Genomic DNA, 21,944 nt, shown 5'->3' with positions numbered 1-21,944 from the left:
TCGGATGGCGGCGGGCGATGCGTCATCCCGCGGTGCGACCGTCCCCACGGCACGGCAGCGAAAGAATAGTCGTTGCCGTGCCGTGGAGCCCGGCAATCAGAAGAAGCCGCCCCACCCGGTGCCGATCTGCTTGGCGGGGAGGAAGCCCCTGCGACCATTGCCCGGATACATCAACAGCTTGCCGTCCATGGTGATGGCGCCGATGTCGGCCTTGCCGTCGCCATTGAAGTCTCGCAGTGGGAGCACCGCTCCGAAGTTCCCCCAGCCGGTGCCGATCTGGACGCGTGATGCGAATCCGCCCCGGCCGTTGCCGGCGTAGAGCCAGAGGCGACCGGTTGTGTCGAGTGCGACGAGGTCTGCCCGGCGGTCACCGGAGAAGTCGCCGGTCTGGAAGACGGCGGTGTAGATGTTCCAGCCGCTACCCAAGGTGGTGGTGGAGACGATGTGGGTCTTGCTTCCGGTCTGGTAGACCTTCATGACTCCGTCGGCGGTCACCCCGACGAGGTCAGGCCGGCCGTCCCCTGTGAGGTCATGGCCGCCGTCGACGAACCGCATGGATGACCATCCAGAGGTGCCGAGCAGGTAGCCGTATCCAGGGGCCCGCTTCGCCAGGAGGGTCGGCCCGAAACACAGCACCTCACCATCGGACTGGACGTCCGCGGGCGCCACGCGCTCACACTCGTTGTCCCGCGCGCTGAATGCGACGTACTTGGGACCGAAAGCCCCGCGTCCGTTGGTCGGATAGACGTAGGCGTCCCCGTCCGGGACAACCCCGCTGGGCTTGCGGGCAACGACATCGACCCTGTTGTCTCCTGAGGCGTCCCTGACAGCGAAAACGTTCGTGGAGGGCATGGGTCGGACAACAAAGTTGGTTGGCCGACCGTCGCCCCACTGGCTGCGCATCACGGCGGTCACCGTGTATGAGGTGCCATTCGCCAGCCCGGGAACGTCGATGGTGCGGCCACCGACGGAAGTGGCCGGTAGATCGATGACCTTGCCGCCCGGGCTGACCGTGATGCGCAATGAGGACTTCGTGTCGACGGCTTGCCCGCTCGCGTGCCAAACCATCCGCGCTCCGAAGGGGCGAGGTCGGATCGAGACCGCTGGACTCGATGGTCGAAGGGTGAGGTCCAACGAGCTGAAGTCGAAAAGATGGTGCTCCGTCACGCCAGGTCCATGGATCCACGTCCCATCGCGGCGGTAGCTCGATCCGTTTCCCGCGCCGTCGACCAACTGGATGGTCTGAAGCGAGTTCACTCCGGCCCACATCGAGGGGACGCGGACATCGGTCGGGATACCAGGCTGGAGCTTGACCTCCTGGGGGCCTTGGCTGCCCGCGAGGTTGGGGTTGGTCCACCATCCATCGAGAAGGACGGGGTCATGGCTGTCATCCGTGACAGTGACCGTAAGGATCGAGGGTTCATCCGCATACTGGGAGCGCTTCTTCCAGGAGAGGCTCGAGATCTGTGGAGAGATGCGCGCGGGAAGGTCTGGGACATCCAGGTCGAACTCTGCGAAATCCAAAGCGTGCTTCGTCGTAGAGGCGTATCCGTTGTGGGCGACCGTCCCATCGCGGGAGTAGACCGAGGTCATCGAATACTGATCGGTCAGCGTGATGGTTTCGAGGGTCTTGTGACCGGCCGACTGGGCACGTCCTGCGATGGTCGAGAGGCCAGTCGCCACGTTGTCCCCGGTTGCACTGGCTGCGCCGCTCCACTGGGCTGTCACGGTCCGCAGGGTGGACTGGACGTCGCTGGTGTTCACCTGAATCGAGAAGGCCCCCGGCGCAAGGGGCCGTGCTCCGAGTTTGAGGCCAACGAGCGTTGCAGGGGCGAGTTCGTTGGTTTGGGGTCCGGAGATCGAGTACGCAATGGTGCCGAAGTCGATGGCGTGATGACCTACCGTGACGCCCCCGCGCAGGATACGACCGTCGGACTCGTAGCTCTCTCCCAACAAGCCACCGGGGTCGACGAGTCGGAGTGATTGGAGCTCGTACTTTCCAGCTGGCCAACGCGCGTCCCAGATGATGCTGTGTGAGCCAGTGGCGGTGGGCGTTGGGACGAGTGGCACCGACACTGTGCCGACAGCCTTGTTGAGAAGTCTCGCTTCAATGCGGAGAGGTAGCGTGCCAGAGAGCGAGTACCGAAGCATGGCCGTCGTTGTGGGTGTGACTGCACCCTCGACGGACAATGCCGTCAGGCTGTAGTGCGGTTCCTCGGCATGAGCCGGGGAGGCCATGGTGAACGTGGCCACGAGCACCGCGGATCCAAGTGCGGAGAAGAATCGGCGGAGGGTGGTGCGCATCGGACGTGACCTTTCGTGGCTGCAGCAGATCAGAAGAAGGTGTGCCATCCGGTGCCGATCTGCTTGGCGGCGAGGAAGCCGCTGCGACCGTTGCCGGGACTCACGAGCAGCTTGCCCTCCATGGTGATGGCGCCGATGTCGGCTCTGCCGTCGCCGTTGAAGTCTCGTAGCGGCAGGACCGCCCCGAAGGAGCCCCAGCCGTGGCCGATCTGTGTGCGCTCGGCGAAGCCACCTCGTCCGTTGCCGCGGTAGAGCCACAGCCGGCCGGCGGTGTCGAGAGCCACGAGGTCGGCGTGGCGGTCGCCGGAGAAGTCACCGACCTGGAGGACTGCGGTGTAGACGTTCCAGCCGCGCCGTCACTGTGGAGCTCGTCATCGTGACCGCGTTGAGGGTCGGGTATGCCGTGTCACCGGCTTCCGCGGACGCGCCCGGTGTGGCGCTGAAGAAGGTGGTGAACAAAGCCAGTGCCCCGAGAGCGGACAGCCGTCGTCGAAGGGTGGTGCGCATCGTGCTGGCCCCTTGGCTCGGGCGGACACTCCCCGTCCGCAACGACCGGCCCCCTTGGCACGGCAGAGTCAGACTACGGCCGCGGGCTCGATGGCGCTCGGTGATCGCGAGAACTCACCACCACATTCCTGGCACCCGAATAACCGAACTCGTGCCCTTCTGCGACACAGCCCGATGGGCTCGTGTGTCCCAGGAGGGCACGAAGTCGGGGTGTGGGTCAGGCCTTCGTGGTGCCGGCCTTCTTCGCCATCGCCTTCTTCGCGGGAGTCTTCTTGGCCGTCGCCTTCTTCGTGGTGGCCTTCTTCGCCGTCTTCTTGGCCGCTCGCTTGCGCGTCGTGGGGCCCTTGGCGCGCTTCTCCGCGAGCATCTCGAAGGCCCGCTCGGCGGTCAGCGTCTCGAGGTCATCGTCACGACGCAGCGTCGTGTTGGTCTCACCGTCGGTGACGTACTCGCCGAAGCGTCCGTCCTTGACCACGACCGGCTTGCCCGACACGGGGTCCGGGCCGAACTCCTTGAGCGGAGGCTTCGCGGCGGCACGGCCACGCTGCTTGGGCTGGGCATAGATCGCCTCGGCCTGCTCGAGCGTGATGTCGAACAGCTGCTGCTCGGTCTCGAGCGAGCGCGAGTCCGTGCCCTTCTTGAGGTAGGGACCGTAGCGACCGTTCTGCGCCGTGATCTCGACCTGCTTCTGCGTCTCCTTGCCGTCCTCGCCGGTGACGGTCTCGGTGACGACGCCCACGACGCGGGGCAGGGACAGCAGCTTGAGCGCGGTCTCGAGGTCGATCGTCGCGAGGTCCATGTCCTTGAAGAGCGATGCGGTGCGCGGCTTGACCTTGGCCTTGCCCTTGAGGGCGGCAACCTCTTCGGGCAGCACCTCGGTCACGTAGGGGCCATAGCGCCCGGACTTGGCGATGATGTCGCGCCCGGTCTCGGGCTCCTGCCCGAGCACGCGGCCGTCGTCGGCGGCCGTCGCGAGCAGCTCGCGTGCCTTCTCGGGGGTCATCTCGTCGGGGGCGATGTCGTCGTTGATCGTTGCCCGGCGCGGAGTGGCGGGCTCACCGGAAGCCGAGTCACCGGCATACGCCTCCGTGACCTCGCCGGTCACGGGGTCGACACCAGCGGGCGCGACCTCCTCGACGTAGGGGCCGTAGCGGCCCACGCGGACGACGATGCCGTCGCCGATGTCGATCGTCGAGATCGCGCGGGCGTCGATGTCTCCCAGGTCGGCCACCAGGTCGCGCAGCCCCTCGCTCGTCGAGGCCTCGTCACCGAAGTAGAACCGCTTCAGCCAGGTGGCGCGCTGGGCGTTGCCGCCGGCGATCTGGTCGAGGTCCTCCTCCATCGACGCGGTGAAGTCGTAGTCGACGAGCCGGGTGAAGTGCTCCTCCATGAGGCGCGTCACGGCGAACGCCAGCCACGACGGCACGAGAGCGTTGCCGCGGCTCGAGACGTAGCCGCGGTCCTGGATCGTGCCGATGGTGGAGGCGTAGGTCGACGGACGACCAATTCCCTTCTCCTCCATGGCTTTGACGAGCGTGGCCTCGGTGTAGCGGGCCGGCGGAGAGGTGTCGTGACCGTCGGCCTCGGCGCGCAGGACCTTGAGCTCGGTGCCCTCGCCCATGCGCGGGAGGCGACGCTCCTCGTCCTTGGTCGCGTTGCGCTGCTCGTCCCGGCCCTCTTCGTATGCCGCGAGGAAGCCTCGGAAGGTGATGACCGTTCCGCTTGCGGTGAACTCGACCTGCTCCGCGGGTGCCTCGCGGTCGAGGGTGGCGCCGAGCTTGACGGTCGCAGTGGAACCCCTGGCATCGGCCATCTGCGAGGCGACGGTGCGCTTCCAGATGAGCTCGTAGAGGGCAAACTCGTCACCGCGCAGCTCCCCGGCGACCTGGGCCGGGGTCCGGAACCGGTCTCCGGCGGGGCGGATGGCCTCGTGGGCCTCCTGCGCGTTCTTGACCTTCTTGGCGTAGTTGCGCGGGGCGTCGGGGACGTAGTCGCCGCCATAGAGGTCGCGGGCCTGCTGGCGGGCCGCGGTGAGCGCGGACTGCGACAGGGCTGTCGAGTCCGTTCGCATGTAGGTGATGTAGCCGTTCTCGTAGAGCCGCTGGGCGACGCGCATCGCGTTCTTGCTCGAGAGGCGGAGCTTGCGCGAGGCCTCCTGCTGCAGGGTGCTCGTCGTGAAGGGGGCGCTCGGGCGGCGCGTGTACGGCTTCTCGGCGACGGAGGTGACGCTGACGTCCGCGGCCAGGACCGCGTGGGCGATGCCGGTGGCGGCGGCCTGGTCGAGGTGGGCGACCTCGCCCCTGAGGCGACCGTCGTCACCGAAGTCGCGACCCGTGGCCACCCTGCGGCCGTCGACGACGGACAACCGGGCGGTGAACGCGGACGACTCGGCGTCGGGCGTGAACTCGCCCTCGACGTCCCAGTAGTTGGCGGAGCGGAAGGCCATGCGCTCGCGCTCGCGCTCGACGACCATGCGGGTGGCGACGGACTGGACGCGGCCCGCGGACAGACCGGCCTTGACCTTGCGCCACAGCACCGGCGAGATCTCGTAGCCGTAGAGGCGGTCGAGGATGCGGCGGGTCTCCTGCGCGTCGACGAGGGCGGTGTCGAGGTCGCGGGTGTTGGAGGCGGCCCTCTGGATGGCCTCCTTGGTGATCTCGTGGAAGACCATGCGCTTGACGGGGACCTTGGGCTGCAGGGTCTCGAGGAGGTGCCAGGCAATGGCCTCGCCCTCGCGGTCCTCATCGGTGGCGAGGTAGAGCTCGTCGGCGTTCTTGAGCAGCCGCTTGAGCTCGGCGACCTTCTTGCGCTTGTCCGCGTCGACGACGTAGTAGGGCTCGAAGTCGTTGTCGACGTCGACCCCGAAGCGACCGAACGGGCCCTTCTTGATGTCGGCGGGCATCTCCGACGGGGTCGGGATGTCGCGGATGTGGCCGACGGACGCCTCGACGTCCCAGTCGGCGCCGAGGTAGCCGGCGATGGTCTTGGCCTTGGCGGGTGACTCGACGATGACGAGCTTGCGACCCGTGCCTGCTGGGCTCATGGGGCATCGATCCTGTCCTGTCGCCTCGTGCAGCGGATTCGTCGCTGCTCCGACGAGGAGACGGGAGTGACGGTACAGGTACCCGGTCGGACGGTGGTCCCAGCCCTTGCGTCTGCGGATCCGGTCGCTGGAGCAACCGTCGCCGCAGACGCAAGCGGAGGGGACGGCATACGGGCAGGTGGAAATGCGGCTTGACCCTCACCCGACGTGAGGCAGGACGGTTGTCCCATGACCGCAGTTGGAGACACTGTTTCGGTGGACGAGATGCTCACGGTGGGGCAGGTGGCCCAGACCTTCGGCGTGACGGTGCGGACGTTGCACCACTACGACGAGGTCGGCCTGCTGAGCCCGTCGGAGCGCACGCCTGCCGGCTACCGCCTCTACACCGCGGGCGACCTGGAGCGGCTGGCGACGATCGTCACCTACCGGCGGTTGGGACTGCCCCTCGACGAGGTGGCGGCCCTGCTGCGTGGTGACGGCTCGATCATCGAGCACCTCCGGCGCCAGCGCGACGTGGTTTTGGACAAGGTCGGCGAGCTGCACCGGCTCGTCGAGGCGATCGACGCCAGACTGGAGAGAGAGATGCACGAGCAACCGGCGATCCGCGAGGACCTGAAGGAGATCTTCGGTGACGGGTTCGAGGACGAGTACCAGGCCGAGGCGCAGGAGCGGTGGGGTCAGACCGACGCGTGGAAGCAGTCGGCCAGGCGCACGAAGGGCTACACCGTCGCCGACTGGGAGCAGATCAAGGCCGAGGCAGCCGCGACCAACGACGCCTTCGTCGCGGCCCTGAGGGCGGGACTGCCGGCCACGTCGGCGGAGGCCATGGATGCCGCCGAGTCTGCGCGGGTCCACATCGAGACCTGGTTCTACGACCTCGACCACGACTTCCACCGCAACCTCGGTGGCATGTATGTCGCCGACCCGCGGTTCACCCAGACGTACGAGGACCTCGAGCCCGGGCTGGCGGCCTACGTCCGGGACGCGATCCACGCGAACGCCGACCGCCACACGTGAGTCCCGACTTTCGCTCCCCATAAGGGAAGCTGCGGGGTCCGGAGGGTTTCTTTCCCTCCGGACCCCGCTCCTTCCCTCCGGTCACCTTCCCCGATCCCGTATGCCGTCCGCTCGCCACCGCGCTCGGCCGCCCTCCTCCTGCCGCCCACCCCGCCGCCGCCCGCCTGCCGCCCACCGGCCGCCCACCGACGTGCTGTCCGGTGGCTCGCCTAGGCTCGGGCCCGTGACGCGACAGGGACTCTTTCTCGCCTTCGAGGGCGGCGACGGCGCCGGCAAGTCGACGCAGGTGCGTCTGCTCGCCGCCGCTCTGGAGTCGCTCGGGCGTGAGGTGGTCGTGACCCGGCAGCCGGGCGGGACAGCGCTGGGTGCCCAGATCCGCGACCTGGTTCTGCACGGTGACCACGTCTCGCCACGCGCCGAGGCGTTGCTGTTCGCCGCGGACAAGGCCCACCACGTCGACCAGCTCATCCGCCCCTCGATGGACCGGGGCGCCGTGGTCGTCACCGACCGCTACACCGACTCCTCTGTCGCCTACCAGGGAGCCGGGCGTGACCTGGGTGCCGCCGAGGTGCACGACCTGCAGATGTGGGCCGTCGGCTCGCTCGTCCCCGACCTCACGGTCATCGTCGACGTCCCTGCCGAGGAGGGGCGTCGCCGGCGCGGCGAGGTCCACGACCGGCTCGAAGCCGAGGCTGACGCCTTCCACGACGCGATCCGGCACCACTTCCTCGCCATGGCCCAGGGTGCTCCGGAGCGCTACCTCGTGGTGGACGGCACCGCCTCGCCGGAGTCGATCCACGACGCGGTCATGGGCCGGCTCGAGTCATCCGGCCTGCTCGAAGGGGCAGCCCAGTGAGCGTGTGGCGCGACGTCATCGGGCAGGACCCCGCGATCGAGACTCTCTCCCGTGCGGTGTCCGACCCGGCCGCGATGACCCACGCATGGCTCTTCACCGGCCCGCCGGGTTCCGGCCGGTCGGTCGCGGCGCGTGCCTTCGCGGCGGCGCTGCAGTGCCCGACCGGGGGCTGTGGTGAGTGCCGGGAGTGCCGCACGGCGGTCGACGGCACCCATGCCGACGTCGACCTCATCGCGACCGAGGGCCTCTCGATCAAGGTCGAGCAGGCCCGTGACCTCGTGGGGCTCGCCGCGCACCGCCCTTCGCTCGGGCGCTGGCGGGTGATCATCGTCGAGGACGCCGACCGGCTCACCGAGCGGGCCGCCGACGCACTGCTCAAGGCCCTCGAGGAGCCGACGCCGCGCACGGTCTGGATGTTGTGCGCGCCTTCGGTCGAGGACGTCATCATCACGATCCGCTCGCGCTCGCGGCACGTGCGGCTGCGCACACCGTCCGTCGAGGCCGTGGCCGACCTCTTGGTGCGCCGTGACGGTGTCGACCCACCGATGGCCATGTATGCCGCCCGCGCGGCTCAGTCGCACGTCGGGCTGGCGCGTCGGCTGGCTCGCGACGAGCACGCCCGCATCCGTCGTCACGACGTCATCACCCTCGCGTCCAAGATCCGCACGGTCGGCGACGCCATCGATGCGGCCTCGGACCTCTCGACGATCGCCACCGAGGAGTCGCTGGCGTCGTCGGCCGAACGCGACGCCGCCGAGAAGGCCAGGCTGATGGAGGTGCTCGGAGCCGACCCGTCGGCCCGGACCCAGCCTCCGCACATCCGCTCCCAGATCTCGTCGCTCGAGAAGGACCAGAAGGCCAGGGCGACACGCTTCTCGCGCGACATGGTCGACCGAGCCCTGGTGGACCTGCTGTCGGTCTATCGCGACGCTCTGGTGCTGCACACCGGCGCACCGACGGCTCTCGTCAACGAGGACGCCCGTCAGACGGTCACCCAGGTGGCGCAGGTGCTCCCGGCCACCCGGGTGCTCATCGCGATGGATGCGATCGGTACCGCCCGGCAGCGCATCGCCGCCAACGTCCAGCCGCTGCTGGCCCTCGAGGCCATGGCTCTGGAGCTCCGGCTGCCCCGCTGACGGTGAGCTGCTGGACGACGGGGGCGGACGGCATACTCAGGATCGGCCCGTAGGGTCGAGTACATGCTGCGTCGTGTCGCCCCCCTCGCTGCCCTTGCCTCGGTGGCCCTCGTCCTGTCGGGCTGCTCCACCGTCGGTGACCTCGTCGACCGCGAGCCGGCGCGACCGACCGTCGTGGGGACGCAGACGCCGCCCGCCGGCATGGAGGGCACGGACGCCTTCTATGCGCAGAAGCTGCAGTGGACGCGCTGCAGCGGCGGTCTGTGTGCGGAGCTCACCGTGCCCCAGGACTACGCGAAGCCTGACGGCGACACCATCACGATCTCGGTGCTGCGGGTGCCGGCTCGCAAGGAGTCAAAGCGGATCGGCTCCCTCGTCGTCAACCCCGGCGGCCCCGGTGGCTCCGGCGTCGACTACGCGAGGGCCGCGGACTTCATCGTCGGCTCCGACGTGCGCCAGCGCTTCGACGTGGTGGGCTTCGACCCCAGGGGAGTGGGTCGCTCGGAGCCCATCGACTGCGTGAGCGACTCCGAGCTCGACGCGTTCCTCGGGGCGGAGCAGACGCCGGACGATGCGGCCGAGGAGCATGAGTTCGCCGCCAACGCCAAGAGCTTTGCGCAGAAGTGCGGCCAGAACGCCGGGCCGCTGCTGGGCCACGTCTCGACGGTGGATGCCGCCAAGGACATGGACGTCCTGCGGGCCGCGCTGGGCGAGCCGAAGCTCGACTACCTCGGCAAGTCCTACGGGACCTACCTCGGCGCGACGTATGCCGACCTCTTCCCGCAGCTCGTCGGCCACTTCGTCCTCGACGGGGTCGTCGCTCCCGACCTCACCTCGGCCGAGGTCAACCTCGGCCAGGCCAAGGGCTTCGAGACCGCGACCCGCGCCTGGGCCCAGTTCTGCATCGACAAGGGCACCTGCCCGCTCGGTGGCACCGTCGACCAGGTCATGCAGGGCCTTCGTGACTTCCTCAAGCGGGTCGACGAGCAGCCCCTGGACAAGACCGGTGATGCGGCCGTCACCCAGCTCACCGAGGGGTGGGCGTCGACGGGGATCGCAGCCGCGATGTACGACCAGGGCATGTGGGACACGCTCGTGGAGGCGATGCGGGCGGCCCTGCAGGGTGACGGCTCCGACCTCATGGGGCTGGCCAACACCTATGCCGACCGCAAGCCGGGGGGCGGCTACAGCGGCAACATCATGGAGGTCATCTACGCCGTGAACTGCCTCGACAAGCCCGAGTCCCCTTCCGTCCCCGAGCACGAGGCGGCGGCCGAGGCGGCACGCGCGGTGGCCCCGACCTGGGGACCGTTCCTTGCCTGGTCCTCGCTGACCTGCGGCTCGTGGCCCGTGAAGACCGAGCGCTCGTCGGAGCCGCCCCAGAAGGTCACGGCCGAGGGTGCGCAGCCGATCGTCGTCGTCGGCACCACCCGGGACCCAGCGACGCCCTACGAGTGGTCCGTGCGCCTGCACGACCAGCTCGCCAAGAGCTCACTCATCACCTACGACGGTGACGGGCACACGGCATACATGAGGTCCAACAGCTGTGTCGACGACCCGATCGACGAGTTCTACCTCACGGGCACGGTGCCCAAGGACGGCCTGAAGTGCTGACCGCCGGCTGAGGTCCGCGGGGCAATGGACATGCAGTCGTATGCCGTCCGCCCGGCTCGCGCGCTCAGCCGTGGGTCCCGTCCGTGGTTGGGACCGGGCACTGCATGTCCGTCGCTCCGAAGGGTCGCGGGCTCGGTCGGGCCCGATTTCGGGATGGACCCGGATTGTTCGTATACTCGTGCGTCGTGCTGGACCACCGGTTCTGCACCGCGCCGCTTTAGCTCAGTCGGCCAGAGCGATTCACTCGTAATGAATAGGTCATCGGTTCGATTCCGATAAGCGGCTCAGAGCAGGAACTGCCCCTCACTTCCACAAACAGGCGAGGGGCAGTTCCTGTCTCAGCAGGCGATTCCGTATCTGGGTGGGCCATCGGGTAGGCCGTTTGCGTGCTCCTGGCTGAGCCGGCTGGTGGCCGCCCGAGGACTCGGTGGTGCACCCTGATCGCCGCCGCCCTGGTGGTGCTCGCAGGGACGGCGGCTTTTGGGCTGTCAGCCACGCGCGTGCGATCGTAGATCGATGAGCAGGGAGGACCAGGTGACGCTGCACGAACTCGCGCAGCTCGACCGTGCCGGGAGCCCGCGAGTGCGTCGTGAAGTGCGGTCGATCCGCAACCGTCTCGGATCGCACCAGCAGGGGGAGTGCGGCGGCCAGGAGGAGTGCCCTCTGTGTCGTGTCGAGGCAGCCGAGCGCCGCTCAGCCTGACTTGGGTCGCCGCCCCGCACACTCCACCGGTTCGCCCGGCGCACGGACATTCTCGAGCGCGGCCCCCGGCTACGGGGATGAGGAGGCGGGGGCCGCGTCGGGTCTGTACCCAGCGACGTCGCGGGCATGCGGGCCTGGGCCTGCCTGTGTGCCATCAGTCTCGAGAAGGCGCCGCCGTGAAGTCACTCTGCGCGGTCGCCACGCTCGGCCTCGTGGCATCCCGTCAGCCCCGTCGGTGGAGCGGGCCGCGGTTTCCCCGCAGCCGGCGTGGGGTAGCAGTACGGCATGACTGCCGTGAGAGTTTCCGAAGGACCCGACAGCTGCGAGGAGCACGAGTGGGTCACCGATGAGCGCGTGACCACGTCCGATGATTCGCACGTCGTGAAGGTATGTCGTACCTGCTCGGCGATCGCCCTGACCGGCCCTGACGAAAGCTGAGGGCGCCCCGGCTAGGGGGTGAGAAGAGGGGGCCGCGCTCGTTCGGTGGGCACCGAGGTCCCAGACATGGCCGGCAGGAGGCAGTGCGGAGACAACACTCCAGTTGGCGAATCGGCCGGCAGTTCCCAACCTCTGCCTTCCAGCATCAGTGCCCTGCCGAATCTCCTTGGGAGAGGGTCTGGCTTGACCGCACACAGGAGTGCCGACGGTGTTCGGCGCCGGTGCCCACAGACCGCGGGGAAGGACGAAGAACGCCCCGACCTCCCCAAGGAGAGCGAGGCGTTCGTATGCCGTGCCGAGGTCAGTCGTTGTCGCGGGCGTGTCCGCGGGTGCCGGACTTGGCCAGGCCGCGGGCGATCATGTAGCCGATGCAGGAACGTGATGTAGCGCAGGGCCTGATCGGCGCTGAAGGGGTCGGCGGTGTTGTTGCCGTCGTCGTTGACGACGATCGCGGTGACCAGGACCGCAAGCACGGTGGCCACGTAGGCGATCAGCTCGGTCGTCTTGCCCGCCGGGCGGGTTTCGGTGCTGTAGTCGCGGACGGTGGGCCGTGACCGCAGCCCTGGGCCTCGTCGTGACCGCTGTGTGTCCTGGATCCGGTGGACGGCGTCCCGAAGGCTGGAATCCATGGTGTTCAGACCAGAGGAATGGCCGAGCAAGTCCGGTTTGCGACCGGGTCGGTCGGGTAAGCAGCCTGCATTCCGGCCACGGCCGAAGTCGACGGAGCGCCCAGCCGAGTGACCCGGCGCCACGTGGAGTGCAGCCGAAGCCGGAGAACCTCCCGAGGAAGTGGGGAAGCGATGACTGCCGCCAGCGACGCGAGGACGATGCTGCGTGAGCGTGAGCGTGAGCGTGAGCGTGAGCGTGAGCGCGAGGCCGTGCGTCAGGCGCGTGTCTCCCCGGGTGCCACGGTCCTGAAGTGGATCACGACGACCGACCACAAGGTCATCGGCAACCTCTACTTCATCACGTCCTTCGCCTGGCTCGTCCTGGCCGGGATCATGGCACTGATCATCCGTGCCGAGCTCTTCGAGCCGGGCATGCAGATCGTCGACAACCCGCAGCAGTACAACGAGCTGTTCACGATGCACGGCACGATCATGCTGCTGCTGTTCGCGACACCGTTGTTCGCGGCCTTCGCGAACGCGCTCATGCCGCTGCAGATCGGTGCGCCGGACGTGTCGTTCCCGCGGCTCAACATGTTCGCGTACTGGCTCTACCTCTTCGGTGGGCTCATCGCCGCGAGTGGGTTCCTCACCCCGGGTGGCGCGGCCGCGTTCGGGTGGTTCGCCTACACACCGCTGTCGGACACCTCCTACAGCCCCGGCATGGGTGGCAACCTCTGGGTGTTCGGCCTGGCCCTCTCCGGCTTCGGCACCATTCATCACCACGATCCTGACGATGCGTGCCCCCGGCATGACGATGTTCCGGATGCCGATCTTCACGTGGACCGTGCTCATCACCTCGATCCTCGTGCTCGTCGCTTTCCCGGCCCTGGCCGCGGCGCTCTTCGCCCTCGGTGCCGACCGCCGGTTCGGGGCGCACATCTTCGACCCCGAGTCGGGCGGGGTGATGCTCTGGCAGCACACCTTCTGGTTCTTCGGGCACCCTGAGGTCTACATCATCGCGTTGCCGTTCTTCGGGATCATCTCCGAGATCCTCCCGGTGTTCTCGCGCAAGCCGATCTTCGGCTACAAGACCCTGGTCTACGCCACCATCGCCATCGCGGCATATTCCGTCGCGGTGTGGGCGCACCACATGTACGGCACGGGCCAGGTGCTGCTGCCGTTCTTCGCGATCATGACGATGCTCATCGCGGTGCCGACCGGGGTGAAGTTCTTCAACTGGATCGGCACGATGTGGGGCGGCAAGCTCAGCTTCGACACCCCGCTGCTGTGGGCGCTGGGCTTCCTCGTGACCTTCCTCTTCGGTGGCCTCACGGGCGTCATCCTCGCCAGCCCTGCCCTGGACTTCCACCTCACCGACAGCTACTTCGTCGTGGCCCACTTCCACTACGTGGTCTTCGGCACGGTCNCAGGTGCTGCTGCCGTTCTTCGCGATCATGACGATGCTCATCGCGGTGCCGACCGGGGTGAAGTTCTTCAACTGGATCGGCACGATGTGGGGCGGCAAGCTCAGCTTCGACACCCCGCTGCTGTGGGCGCTGGGCTTCCTCGTGACCTTCCTCTTCGGTGGGCTCACGGGCGTCATCCTCGCCAGCCCTGCCCTGGACTTCCACCTCACCGACAGCTACTTCGTCGTGGCCCACTTCCACTACGTGGTCTTCGGCACGGTCGTGTTCGCGATGTTCGGCGGCTTCTACTTCTGGTGGCCCAAGTTCACCGGCCGGATGCTCGACGAGACGCTGGGCAAGATCCACTTCTGGATGCTGTTCATCGGCTTCCACACCACCTTCCTCATCCAGCACCTGCTGGGCATCTGGGGCATGCCGCGGCGCTACGCCGACTACCTGCCCGAGGACGGCTTCACGTTCGCCAACCAGGTCTCCTCGATGGGTGCCTTCCTCCTGGGCGCCTCGATGCTCTCGGCGATGCCGGGCTGCACGTGCGCGAGTACGTCAGGCACCCCGGCGCCGTGGCGGTGGTCGCGCNTGGGGCATGCCGCGGCGCTACGCCGACTACCTGCCCGAGGACGGCTTCACGTTCGCCAACCAGGTCTCCTCGATGGGTGCCTTCCTCCTGGGCGCCTCGATGCTGCCGTTCTTCTACAACGTCTGGAAGACCTGGCGCTACGCACCGCTCGTCGAGAGCAACGACCCGTGGGGCTACGGCGCTTCGCTCGAGTGGGCGACGTCCTGCCCGCCGCCCCGGCACAACTTCGACTCGATCCCGCGGATCCGTTCCGAGCGCCCCGCCTTCGACCTGCACCACCCCGAGGCGGCCCCCGCCGGCTACGAGCACCGTGGGCTCGTCAAGGCCATGGGCCCGGCCGACCTCGGAGACGACTCCATGTCGGCCAACGACAATGATCGGCTGTCGGGCGATGAGGAACGTCACGCGACCTGAGCGAGCTCGGGGCTGATCGACGCAGGCGGTCACAGACGCCGACCCTGCTGCGGCGGGCCACGTCCACAATGGGCAGTTCTCAGCCGGGCTGGGCGTCGCAGATCGATCTATGCTGGCGGGGCAAACTCACGGCAAGGACCTCCTCGTGACCGATGACTCGCACACCTTCGCAGCCCGTGCCATCCTGTGGCTTGCCGCAGGCTACGGCTTCCTCGGCGCCATCCTCTCCGTCTACGCAGCCGACGTCACCGGGCGCACGTCGATGCTGCGAGTGGGAGCTGGACTGGTCATCCTCACGGCTGTCGCGGTCTCTGGCCTGTTCGTCACCCGTCCCAGGCACTGACCCACCTGCACGCGGCCGACCTGGGGGTCAGCTGAGCAGGCCGCGCACATAGGAGGCCTGGCCCACGTGCTGGGCGACCTCGTTGGCCACGCTCGTGAGCCGTGCGAGCAGGGTGACCGGTGGGTCCCAGTGCCTGTCGACGACGCTCTCCCAGTCCTCCTCGCCGAGGCCGGCGAGGAACCGCTGGGTCTGCTCGTGCACCGCCCGGTGGTAGTCCTCGAGCAGTGTGCCGTCGGCCCGGACCTGGGCCACCTGCTCCGCTGAGTGACCGAACCCGGTGTCGTCGGGCGGCAGTGGCAGACCGAAGCGATCAGCGAAACCGTCGCGTACCCACACCTGCTCGAACCCCTTGTGCCCCAGGGCAGCCGCGGCGGTGGCCACGTGGTCGTCCTCGACCCGACTGAGGTGCCAGACGAGCCAGGCGATCGTGTTGGCGCCGGAACTCGGAGACCGAGACAGGTCGTCGGCGGCCAGGTCCTTGACGGCCGAGTGGACGAGGTCGGGCATGCGGTCGAACAGCGAGGTGAAGGCGTCGGTGGTGCTCATCGTGGTTTCGCCGGGGAGCGGGTGGAAGTCATGCCCCCGACGCTACGCCGAGCGAGGGCGGCCTGACGGGCCCACGCAGTCATCTGCGCACAGGAGGAGTCAGAGCCTGCCGAGGAAGCGGTCGATGTCGACCACGACGCGGGTGATCTCGCCGGTGGCGATGATCCTGCCGTCGGTATGCCGTCCGCTCACCCGGAGCCGGTGAAGTCGCCCGTCGCTGTAGGACGGGTCCGCGGTCACCGTGACCTCGGTGCCGACGGGGGAGGCGCCGCTGTGCTGCAGGTCGACGCGGGTTCCGACGCTGCTGCGCCCGGCAGCGATCACCGGCTCGAGGGCGGCACAGGTCGCGGCCTCGATCCAGGCCAGCAGCCGCGGAGTCGCGAGCACCGGCAGGCTGCCGGACCCGAGCGCCGCCGCCGTGTCCGCCTCGGTGACCGTGAACGCCAGCTCGACCGAGCGAACCCTCGGGCAATCGGTCATGAACGCAGTCTCGCAGGCACGCAGCTCAGGACTCGAGGGCATCCAGAGTCAGCAGCACCAGCGCAGCGGTCCACAGCAGCGGTGCGGGCCCGGCCGGCTGGCCCGAGCGGTTGACCTTCTCGGGCAGCGACCCCCACGGCGTGCGGTGCTCGTTGAGCCAGTCGAGCCAGTGGCCAGCGACCTCCTTGCGACCCGATGCGGCCGCGGTGTACGCGACGAGGGCGCTCTCCGGCGTCCACGACGTCCCGTCCTGCTTCCACTCCACCCCCGGCGCCAGCCCGCCCGACTCCCTCGTGGCCAGTCGCTGGTAGTCCAGCCAGCGCTTCGTCGTGCGCCGGTCCTCCGGACCGAACGGCGGCATCATGATCGCGATGGCCGCATCCAGGCCACCGTGGTCCCCGAACCTCTCCAGGGAGGGGCCCATCGATGAGAACACCTGTGACTCAAGGCGTTTGGCGGCCTGGCCAGCGGCCCACCGCTCGGCGTCGACGGGGCCGTGGTCGGCCGTCGCCCGGAGTCCAGCGAGCATCGGCGCCACCGTCCCCAAGGAGGTCTCCGGCGCGGAGATCTCCCAGTAGTCCGGCGACGGCGGAGGCAGGCGCCAGCCACTCCACGTCAGCGAGAGCACGTTGGAGAGGCACTTCGACCTCAGACCGTCCGCCGAGGCCGGGAGCGACTCAGCGGAGACGGACCCCAGGGCCCACAGCACCCACCCGCACCCGTCGGACTGCGGCCCGCGCGGGTCCACGGTGACGCGGCTGCCGTCGAGCAGGTAGCGCGCGTCGAACCCCTTGGCTCGCTCGAACGGGAGCCGCGACATGAAGTCCACCAACCGGCGGGCGTCCTCACTGTGCCCCGTGCGGTCGAGGGCCACGATGATGAAGGCCCCGTCACGCGGCCAGAAGTAGCCCCAGTGCGCGGCGGCGCCGGCTGCCGGTCCGTCCCCGGCAGCCTCGCCGATCACCATCATCTGGCGGATGTCGGTGAGAGCCCAGCGGCTCATCGACTCCCACTGCGTCGCCATGCCGGGTACGGACCCGCTCTCGACCCACTCCCGCGACTTCTTCGCGAGGGCCGCGCCGTCCGGGTCGTGGTCGGCGACGCGGAAGCCGGGGCCGGTCGCCAGCTGGGGCTCTGCCCACTGCGTCGCGACCTGGGGCCGTGCACCGCAGCCCGCGAGCAGGGCGCCACAGAGCATGGCCACCACGACACGCACGGCACCGTGCACCAGCCACCTCCTTGGGCTGTCGCGAACCTACGCCGCGAGGCGGCGCGGTGTCTCGTGAACCGCGCCACACGGCATACCGAAAAGACGTCGGTATGCCGGGTGGTCCGGAGCGTGCGTCGCTCCGCCTAGGCTCGCGACATGGCGCGTGCGATGAAGGTCAGTGACTCGGTGGTCATCCCCGGGGTCACGCCCGCCGAGGTCTATGCGCAGGTGAGCGACCCGACGCGCATGTCGCGGTGGAGCCCGGAGAACACCGGGGCGCAGGTCGAGCGCGGTGCCGGGAGCCTCTCGGTCGGTCACGTCTTCGTGGGCGCCAACCAGCGCGGCGGCACCCGGTGGCAGACGCGGTGCAGGGTGAGCGCGGCCGACCCCGGCGAGAGGTTTGCGTTCGACGTCGTGGGCTGGGGGCTGAGGTCGCCGCTGCTGCGCATCGCGATCGCCCGGTGGGAGTACACCTTCGAGGCCACCGAGGGTGGCACCCGCGTGACCGAGACCTGGCGCGACGCCCGTCGTCGCTGGCCCGACCGGGTGGCGAACGCCGTCGACGCGAGGCTGACCGGTGGCCGGACCTTCGCCGCGTTCCATGAGCGCAACATCGCCAGGACCCTCGCCGCCCTGCGCGAGGACCTGGCCGTCCACCCGACCGGACCCTGAGGGGCCGCCACACCGCTGGGCTAGCCTCGGCGCGTGCCAGAAGTCAACGCCCATGGTCAGCCCGTCGGCGATGTCGTCCCCGGGTGGGAGGCGCGCCCCGCACCGGGACCGGTGACGCTGGCGGGCCGCTACGTGCGCGTCGTGCCGCTCGACTCCGTGCACTACTCCGACCTGTTCGAGGCGGTCTGTGGTCCGGGTGATGACGCCCTGTGGACCTACCGGCCGATCGCGCGGCCCACCTCACTGGCCACGTTGTGGATGCACCTGGCGGGCGTCGTGGAGTCGCCCGGCAACGTGACCTTCGCACTGGTTCCGCTCGAGGGAGACCGTTCGGGGCGGGCGAGCGGCATCGTGTCGCTGCAGCGCATCGACCCGGTCCACGGTCAGGTCGAGGCGGCCGGAGTGCTCCATGGTGAGGGCCTCCGACGCACCCGGGCGGCCACCGAGGCGATCCACCTGCTCATGGGGCACACCTTCGACGACCTCGGCTACCGCCGCTTCGAGTGGAAGTGCGACACCCTCAACGAGCCGTCACGGCGCGCGGCCACCCGGCTCGGGTTCACGCACGAGGGACGGTTCCGCAACCACATGGTCACGCAGGGTCGCAACCGCGACACCGACTGGTACTCCGTCACCGACGGCGAGTGGCCGGCGGTGCGGTCCGCGCACGAGGCCTGGCTCGACCCGGCGAACTTCGACGAGGCCGGGCAGCAGCTGAGGAGGTTGACCCCAGAACCTCTCAGTCCGCCTGATCGCGGCGATCAGGCGGACTGAGAGAAACCCACTTCAGGCGGGAAAGTTGGGGTCTGGGTCAGGCGTCGGGGTTGTCGCTGAGGGGCTTGTCCTTGGTGGCCAGCTCGTCCTTGGCGCGGGCCGCCGCGTGGGCGTGCTCCTCCTCCGTGCGCGCGGCGGAGGCGGCCCGGGCGTCGGACTCCTGGGAGGCGGGCATGCGCCAGCGGGCGGTCGTCATCCCGGCGTCCTTGGCGCGCTGGATCGCCTCGTCGACGCAGCGCTCCGCGTCCTCACGCCCGGCCCAGTGGGCGCCCTCGACCGACTTGCCCGGCTCCAGGTCCTTGTAGGTCTCGAAGAAGTGCTGGATCTCGAGGCGGTCGAACTCGCTGATGTCCTCGAGCTCCTTGATGTGCGCCTTGCGCGGGTCGCCGGCCGGGATGCAGAGGATCTTGTCGTCGCCACCGGCCTCGTCGCGCATGTGGAACATGCCGATGGGGCGGGCACGCACGAGGCAGCCGGGCCACGTCGGCTCGTCGAGCAGCACGAGGGCGTCGAGTGGGTCGCTGTCCTCACCGAGGGTGTCCTCGACGTAGCCATAGTCGGACGGGTAGGCCATCGAGGTGAAGAGCATCCGGTCGAGACGGATGCGCCCGGTCTCGTGATCCACTTCGTACTTGTTGCGCTGACCCTTGGGGATCTCGATGGTGACGTCGAACTCCACGGTGGTGGCCTTCTTTCGGATGGGTACGGATGACCTACGCTCGGGGAACAGTGTCCCGCATGAGTCGGGCACTGCAGGAAAAGGGGTCGGATGCGACGGGCGGTTGTGGCTGGGGTCACGTGTCTCGTCCTCGCCGGAGTCGGCTACGCGGCGGCCGACGTGGTCGACCTCGCTCCCGGGATCCTCACCTATGACGGCGCCCCCGTCGCCCCGCCGACGCCCACCGGCTCGGCGAGCCAGTCGCCCGCCTGGGCCCCGCTGCCCAGCGCTCCGGCTGCTATCCCAAGTCCCACCGCCTCGGCGAGCATCCCCACGCCGCCGACGTCCCGGGGCCTCGCGGACGTCCTCGGGCCCCTGGTCAAGGACCCGTGGCTGGGTCCCAGCGTCGGCGTCAGCGTCCGTGACGGACTCACGGGCAGAGAGCTGTATGCCGTGCAGCCCTCCGTGCCCCGCGCACCTGCCTCGACCCTCAAGCTCCTGAGCACCCTGGCCGTGACGCAGAACCTCGACCTCGACGCGCGGATGCGCACGCGGGTCGTGACCGGTGACACCCCCGGCGAGATCGTGCTCGTCGCCGCCGGCGACACCCTGCTCGGCGCCGGGAAGTCCGACGACGACGTCGTGGAGGGGCGGGCCGGCATCGCCACCTTGGCCGACCAGGTGGCGCAGGCCCTCATCGACCGTTCCGCCGGACCCGTCACGCTGCGCGTCGACGCGACCTATGCCGCCGGTCCGCCCTACCCCGCGACGTGGAAGAAGGAGGACATCGCCGCTGGCTACACGCAGTCGGTGTCGATGCTCGACCTGGTGTCGCAGCGGGCCGCTGCGGGCCGCCCTGCCCCGGCGGTGCCCGAGGCGGGCGTGGCGGCAGCGCTCGCCAAGGCCCTCACGACCCGAGGCCACCCCACCAAGGTCGTCCCGCTCAAGGGACACGGCACGGCTGCTCCCGCCGGGGCCACGGAGCTGGGGGCGGTCGAGTCGGCCACCTATGGCGAGCACCTGGGCGTTGCGCTGCTGCACAGCGACAACGCCCTCACCGAGAACCTCGTGCGACAGGCCATGGTCGCTGCGGGGGAGTCGCCCGCGGCCCCGTTGGCCCCGCCGCAGTTCGTCGTCAAGCAGCTCGCGAAGGCAGGGGTGCCGACGGCGGGGCTGAAGCTGCTCGACGTCAGCGGGTTATCTCCCGGGCAGACGGTCACCACCACCGCCCTCGCGGACGTGCTCACCCTCGCCACGACCGACCAGCTCCCCGAGCTGCGTCGCGCGATCGCCGGCCTGCCCGTGGCCGGGCTGAGTGGCAGCCTCTCCGACCGCTACCGCAGCAAGGAGACCAAGGTCGTGGCCGGCATACCCCGGGCGAAGACCGGCACGCTGGCCGGGATCTCGAGCCTGGCCGGGACGACCGTGGACGCCGACGGGCGCCTGCTCTCCTTCGTCGTTCTCGCCGACGATGTGCCACCCTCGTCGGGAACGCTCGGAGCACGCAAGGCGTTGGACCGGTTCGTCACCGCACTCACCGAGTGCGGTTGTCACTGAGGAGGGCACGTGAGCAACAGCTACGTCGACTGGGAGTTCGCCAAGACCACGGGACGCACCCTCGTGGCAGCCGGTCCGAGCGTGTCCGCCGACGAGGCGACGGCCGAGGTCGGGGCCATCCGCGAGGCTGCCCGGCGAGCCCACGGACCCGTGGCCGAGACCTCACAGCTGCGCACGCCCGATGATGCTCCCGAGGCTCTCGTCATCGACCGTCCGACGTGGATCGCGATGAACGCCGACTCCATGGGTGCCATGCTCGGGCCGGCCTTCGAGGAGATCGTCAGCAAGCGCGGAGGAGCTCCCAACGCCGTCGCTGCGGCGATCGGGGGCAAGGTCACCGGGGCAGAGGCCGGCGCCCTGCTGGCGTTCATGTCGAGCAAGGTCCTGGGCCAGTACGACCTCGCGCCCGGGGGCACTCCCGCCCTGCTGCTCGTGGCGCCCAACCTCATGCAGACCCAGCGCGAGCTCAACGTCGACGCCCAGGACTTCCGCACCTGGGTCTGCATGCACGAGGAGACGCACCGCGTGCAGTTCACCGCGGTGCCGTGGCTGCGCGACCACATGATCACCGAGGCCCGCCAGCTCGCGACCGACATGGCGCCCGACCCCGAGCGCATCCAGGAGCTCACCAAGCGCATCACCGAGAAGCTGCCCGAGCTCTTCAGCAGCGGCTCCGGTGGCATCACCGACCTCGTGACGACGCCCGAGCAGCGCGCCAAGCTCGCCGAGCTCACCGCGATCATGTCCCTGCTGGAGGGGCACGCCGACGTCGTCATGGACGACGTGGGCCCCGCCCACATCCCGACCGTGGCGCAGATCCGCGCCAAGTTCACCGAGCGTCGCAAGGGTGCTGGTGCTGTCGACAAGATGCTGCGCCGGCTGCTCGGCCTCGAGGCCAAGATGCGCCAGTACAAGGACGGTGCGGCGTTCGTCCGCGGCGTCCAGGAGCGCGTCGGCGTCGACGGCTTCAACGCCATCTGGACCTCGCCCGAGACGCTGCCCAAGCCGCTCGAGATCACCGACCCGGCGGCCTGGGTCACCCGCGTGCACGGCTGAGTCGC

General features: G+C 69.2%; 16 protein-coding genes, 1 tRNA gene and 4 pseudogenes. 14 read left to right on the top strand and 7 right to left on the bottom strand.

The annotated features are described in order from the left end of the window. Positions 1 to 96: 96 nt before the first annotated feature. The 3 genes and pseudogenes from ASG74_RS08235 to topA form a co-directional block, all read right to left on the bottom strand. On the bottom strand, positions 97 to 2,304 hold the full coding sequence (locus tag ASG74_RS08235) for an FG-GAP repeat domain-containing protein (RefSeq protein ID WP_162252792.1): 2,208 nt from the start codon (positions 2,302 to 2,304) through the stop codon (positions 97 to 99). A 29-nt stretch (positions 2,305 to 2,333) separates the two neighbouring features. Next, positions 2,334 to 2,606 (bottom strand): annotated as a pseudogene (locus ASG74_RS08230) (FG-GAP repeat domain-containing protein); the annotation flags it as partial. A 422-nt stretch (positions 2,607 to 3,028) separates the two neighbouring features. Then, a complete protein-coding gene (gene topA, locus ASG74_RS08225; RefSeq protein WP_056141339.1) occupies positions 3,029 to 5,854 on the bottom strand; it encodes a type I DNA topoisomerase in 2,826 nt (941 codons plus the stop codon). 228 nt (positions 5,855 to 6,082) lie between these two features. On the opposite strand from topA, the gene ASG74_RS08220 reads away from it, so the two are divergent. The 10 genes and pseudogenes from ASG74_RS08220 to ASG74_RS08190 all read left to right on the top strand — a co-directional run bounded on the left by ASG74_RS08220 (position 6,083) and on the right by ASG74_RS08190 (position 14,986). Then, positions 6,083 to 6,871, top strand: coding sequence for a MerR family transcriptional regulator (locus ASG74_RS08220; RefSeq protein WP_056141337.1), 789 nt, complete (start codon positions 6,083 to 6,085; stop codon positions 6,869 to 6,871). Positions 6,872 to 7,094: 223 nt separating this feature from the next. Continuing rightward, positions 7,095 to 7,727 (top strand): dTMP kinase, encoded by a 633-nt coding sequence (gene tmk / locus ASG74_RS08215; protein ID WP_056141334.1) that lies wholly within the window; start codon positions 7,095 to 7,097, stop codon positions 7,725 to 7,727. Continuing rightward, positions 7,724 to 8,863 carry a DNA polymerase III subunit delta' gene (locus ASG74_RS08210; RefSeq protein ID WP_056141331.1) on the top strand — a complete coding sequence of 380 codons (1,140 nt, stop codon included), beginning with the start codon at positions 7,724 to 7,726 and terminating at the stop codon, positions 8,861 to 8,863. Before tmk ends, ASG74_RS08210 begins: the two co-directional genes overlap by 4 nt. Positions 8,864 to 8,926: 63 nt before the next feature. Further along, positions 8,927 to 10,477 carry an alpha/beta hydrolase gene (locus ASG74_RS08205; protein WP_056141328.1) on the top strand — a complete coding sequence of 517 codons (1,551 nt, stop codon included), beginning with the start codon at positions 8,927 to 8,929 and terminating at the stop codon, positions 10,475 to 10,477. Positions 10,478 to 10,688: 211 nt separating this feature from the next. After that, positions 10,689 to 10,762 (top strand) — tRNA-Thr (locus tag ASG74_RS08200). 1,223 nt (positions 10,763 to 11,985) lie between these two features. After that, on the top strand, positions 11,986 to 12,171 hold the full coding sequence (locus ASG74_RS17160; protein ID WP_156465326.1) for a hypothetical protein: 186 nt from the start codon (positions 11,986 to 11,988) through the stop codon (positions 12,169 to 12,171). A gap of 273 nt (positions 12,172 to 12,444) precedes the next feature. Continuing rightward, positions 12,445 to 13,651 (top strand): annotated as a pseudogene (locus tag ASG74_RS08195) (cytochrome c oxidase subunit I); the annotation flags it as partial. A 1-nt stretch (position 13,652) separates the two neighbouring features. Beyond that, positions 13,653 to 14,112 (top strand): annotated as a pseudogene (locus ASG74_RS16915) (cbb3-type cytochrome c oxidase subunit I); the annotation flags it as partial. 117 nt (positions 14,113 to 14,229) lie between these two features. Then, positions 14,230 to 14,643: pseudogene (locus ASG74_RS17615) on the top strand (cytochrome ubiquinol oxidase subunit I); the annotation flags it as partial. A 145-nt stretch (positions 14,644 to 14,788) separates the two neighbouring features. Continuing rightward, entirely contained in the window at positions 14,789 to 14,986 is a 198-nt protein-coding gene (locus tag ASG74_RS08190) for a hypothetical protein (RefSeq protein WP_056141325.1), read from the top strand. A 27-nt stretch (positions 14,987 to 15,013) separates the two neighbouring features. On the opposite strand, the gene ASG74_RS08185 is transcribed toward ASG74_RS08190, so the two are convergent. The 3 genes from ASG74_RS08185 to ASG74_RS08175 form a co-directional block, all read right to left on the bottom strand. Next, on the bottom strand, positions 15,014 to 15,532 hold the full coding sequence (locus ASG74_RS08185) for a mycothiol transferase (RefSeq protein WP_056141322.1): 519 nt from the start codon (positions 15,530 to 15,532) through the stop codon (positions 15,014 to 15,016). 99 nt (positions 15,533 to 15,631) lie between these two features. Beyond that, complete coding sequence (locus tag ASG74_RS08180) at positions 15,632 to 16,012, bottom strand: thioesterase family protein (protein ID WP_056143343.1); 381 nt, start codon at positions 16,010 to 16,012, stop codon at positions 15,632 to 15,634. 25 nt (positions 16,013 to 16,037) lie between these two features. After that, a complete protein-coding gene (locus ASG74_RS08175; protein ID WP_056141317.1) occupies positions 16,038 to 17,240 on the bottom strand; it encodes a hypothetical protein in 1,203 nt (400 codons plus the stop codon). Between the two features lie 138 nt (positions 17,241 to 17,378). On the opposite strand from ASG74_RS08175, the gene ASG74_RS08170 reads away from it, so the two are divergent. Both ASG74_RS08170 and ASG74_RS08165 read left to right on the top strand, forming a co-directional pair. After that, positions 17,379 to 17,894: an SRPBCC family protein gene (locus ASG74_RS08170; RefSeq protein WP_056141314.1), complete on the top strand. Its 516-nt coding sequence runs from the start codon at positions 17,379 to 17,381 to the stop codon at positions 17,892 to 17,894. Positions 17,895 to 17,927: 33 nt separating this feature from the next. Continuing rightward, complete coding sequence (locus ASG74_RS08165; RefSeq protein ID WP_056141311.1) at positions 17,928 to 18,668, top strand: GNAT family N-acetyltransferase; 741 nt, start codon at positions 17,928 to 17,930, stop codon at positions 18,666 to 18,668. Between the two features lie 37 nt (positions 18,669 to 18,705). On the opposite strand, the gene ASG74_RS08160 is transcribed toward ASG74_RS08165, so the two are convergent. After that, the gene (locus ASG74_RS08160) at positions 18,706 to 19,347 is read right to left on the bottom strand and encodes an inorganic diphosphatase (protein WP_056141308.1); all 642 of its coding nucleotides are present in this window, start codon (positions 19,345 to 19,347) and stop codon (positions 18,706 to 18,708) included. Positions 19,348 to 19,437: 90 nt separating this feature from the next. On the opposite strand from ASG74_RS08160, the gene ASG74_RS08155 reads away from it, so the two are divergent. Both ASG74_RS08155 and ASG74_RS08150 read left to right on the top strand, forming a co-directional pair. After that, positions 19,438 to 20,883, top strand: coding sequence for a D-alanyl-D-alanine carboxypeptidase/D-alanyl-D-alanine-endopeptidase (locus ASG74_RS08155; RefSeq protein ID WP_082569596.1), 1,446 nt, complete (start codon positions 19,438 to 19,440; stop codon positions 20,881 to 20,883). A gap of 9 nt (positions 20,884 to 20,892) precedes the next feature. Next, the gene (locus ASG74_RS08150; RefSeq protein ID WP_056141302.1) at positions 20,893 to 21,939 is read left to right on the top strand and encodes a zinc-dependent metalloprotease; all 1,047 of its coding nucleotides are present in this window, start codon (positions 20,893 to 20,895) and stop codon (positions 21,937 to 21,939) included. The last annotated feature ends 5 nt before the right edge of the window (positions 21,940 to 21,944 follow it).

Source organism: Knoellia sp. Soil729 (assembly GCF_001427985.1).
In the GTDB taxonomy this organism is placed as follows: domain Bacteria; phylum Actinomycetota; class Actinomycetes; order Actinomycetales; family Dermatophilaceae; genus Knoellia.
This window is presented reverse-complemented; position numbering and strand designations above follow the sequence as displayed.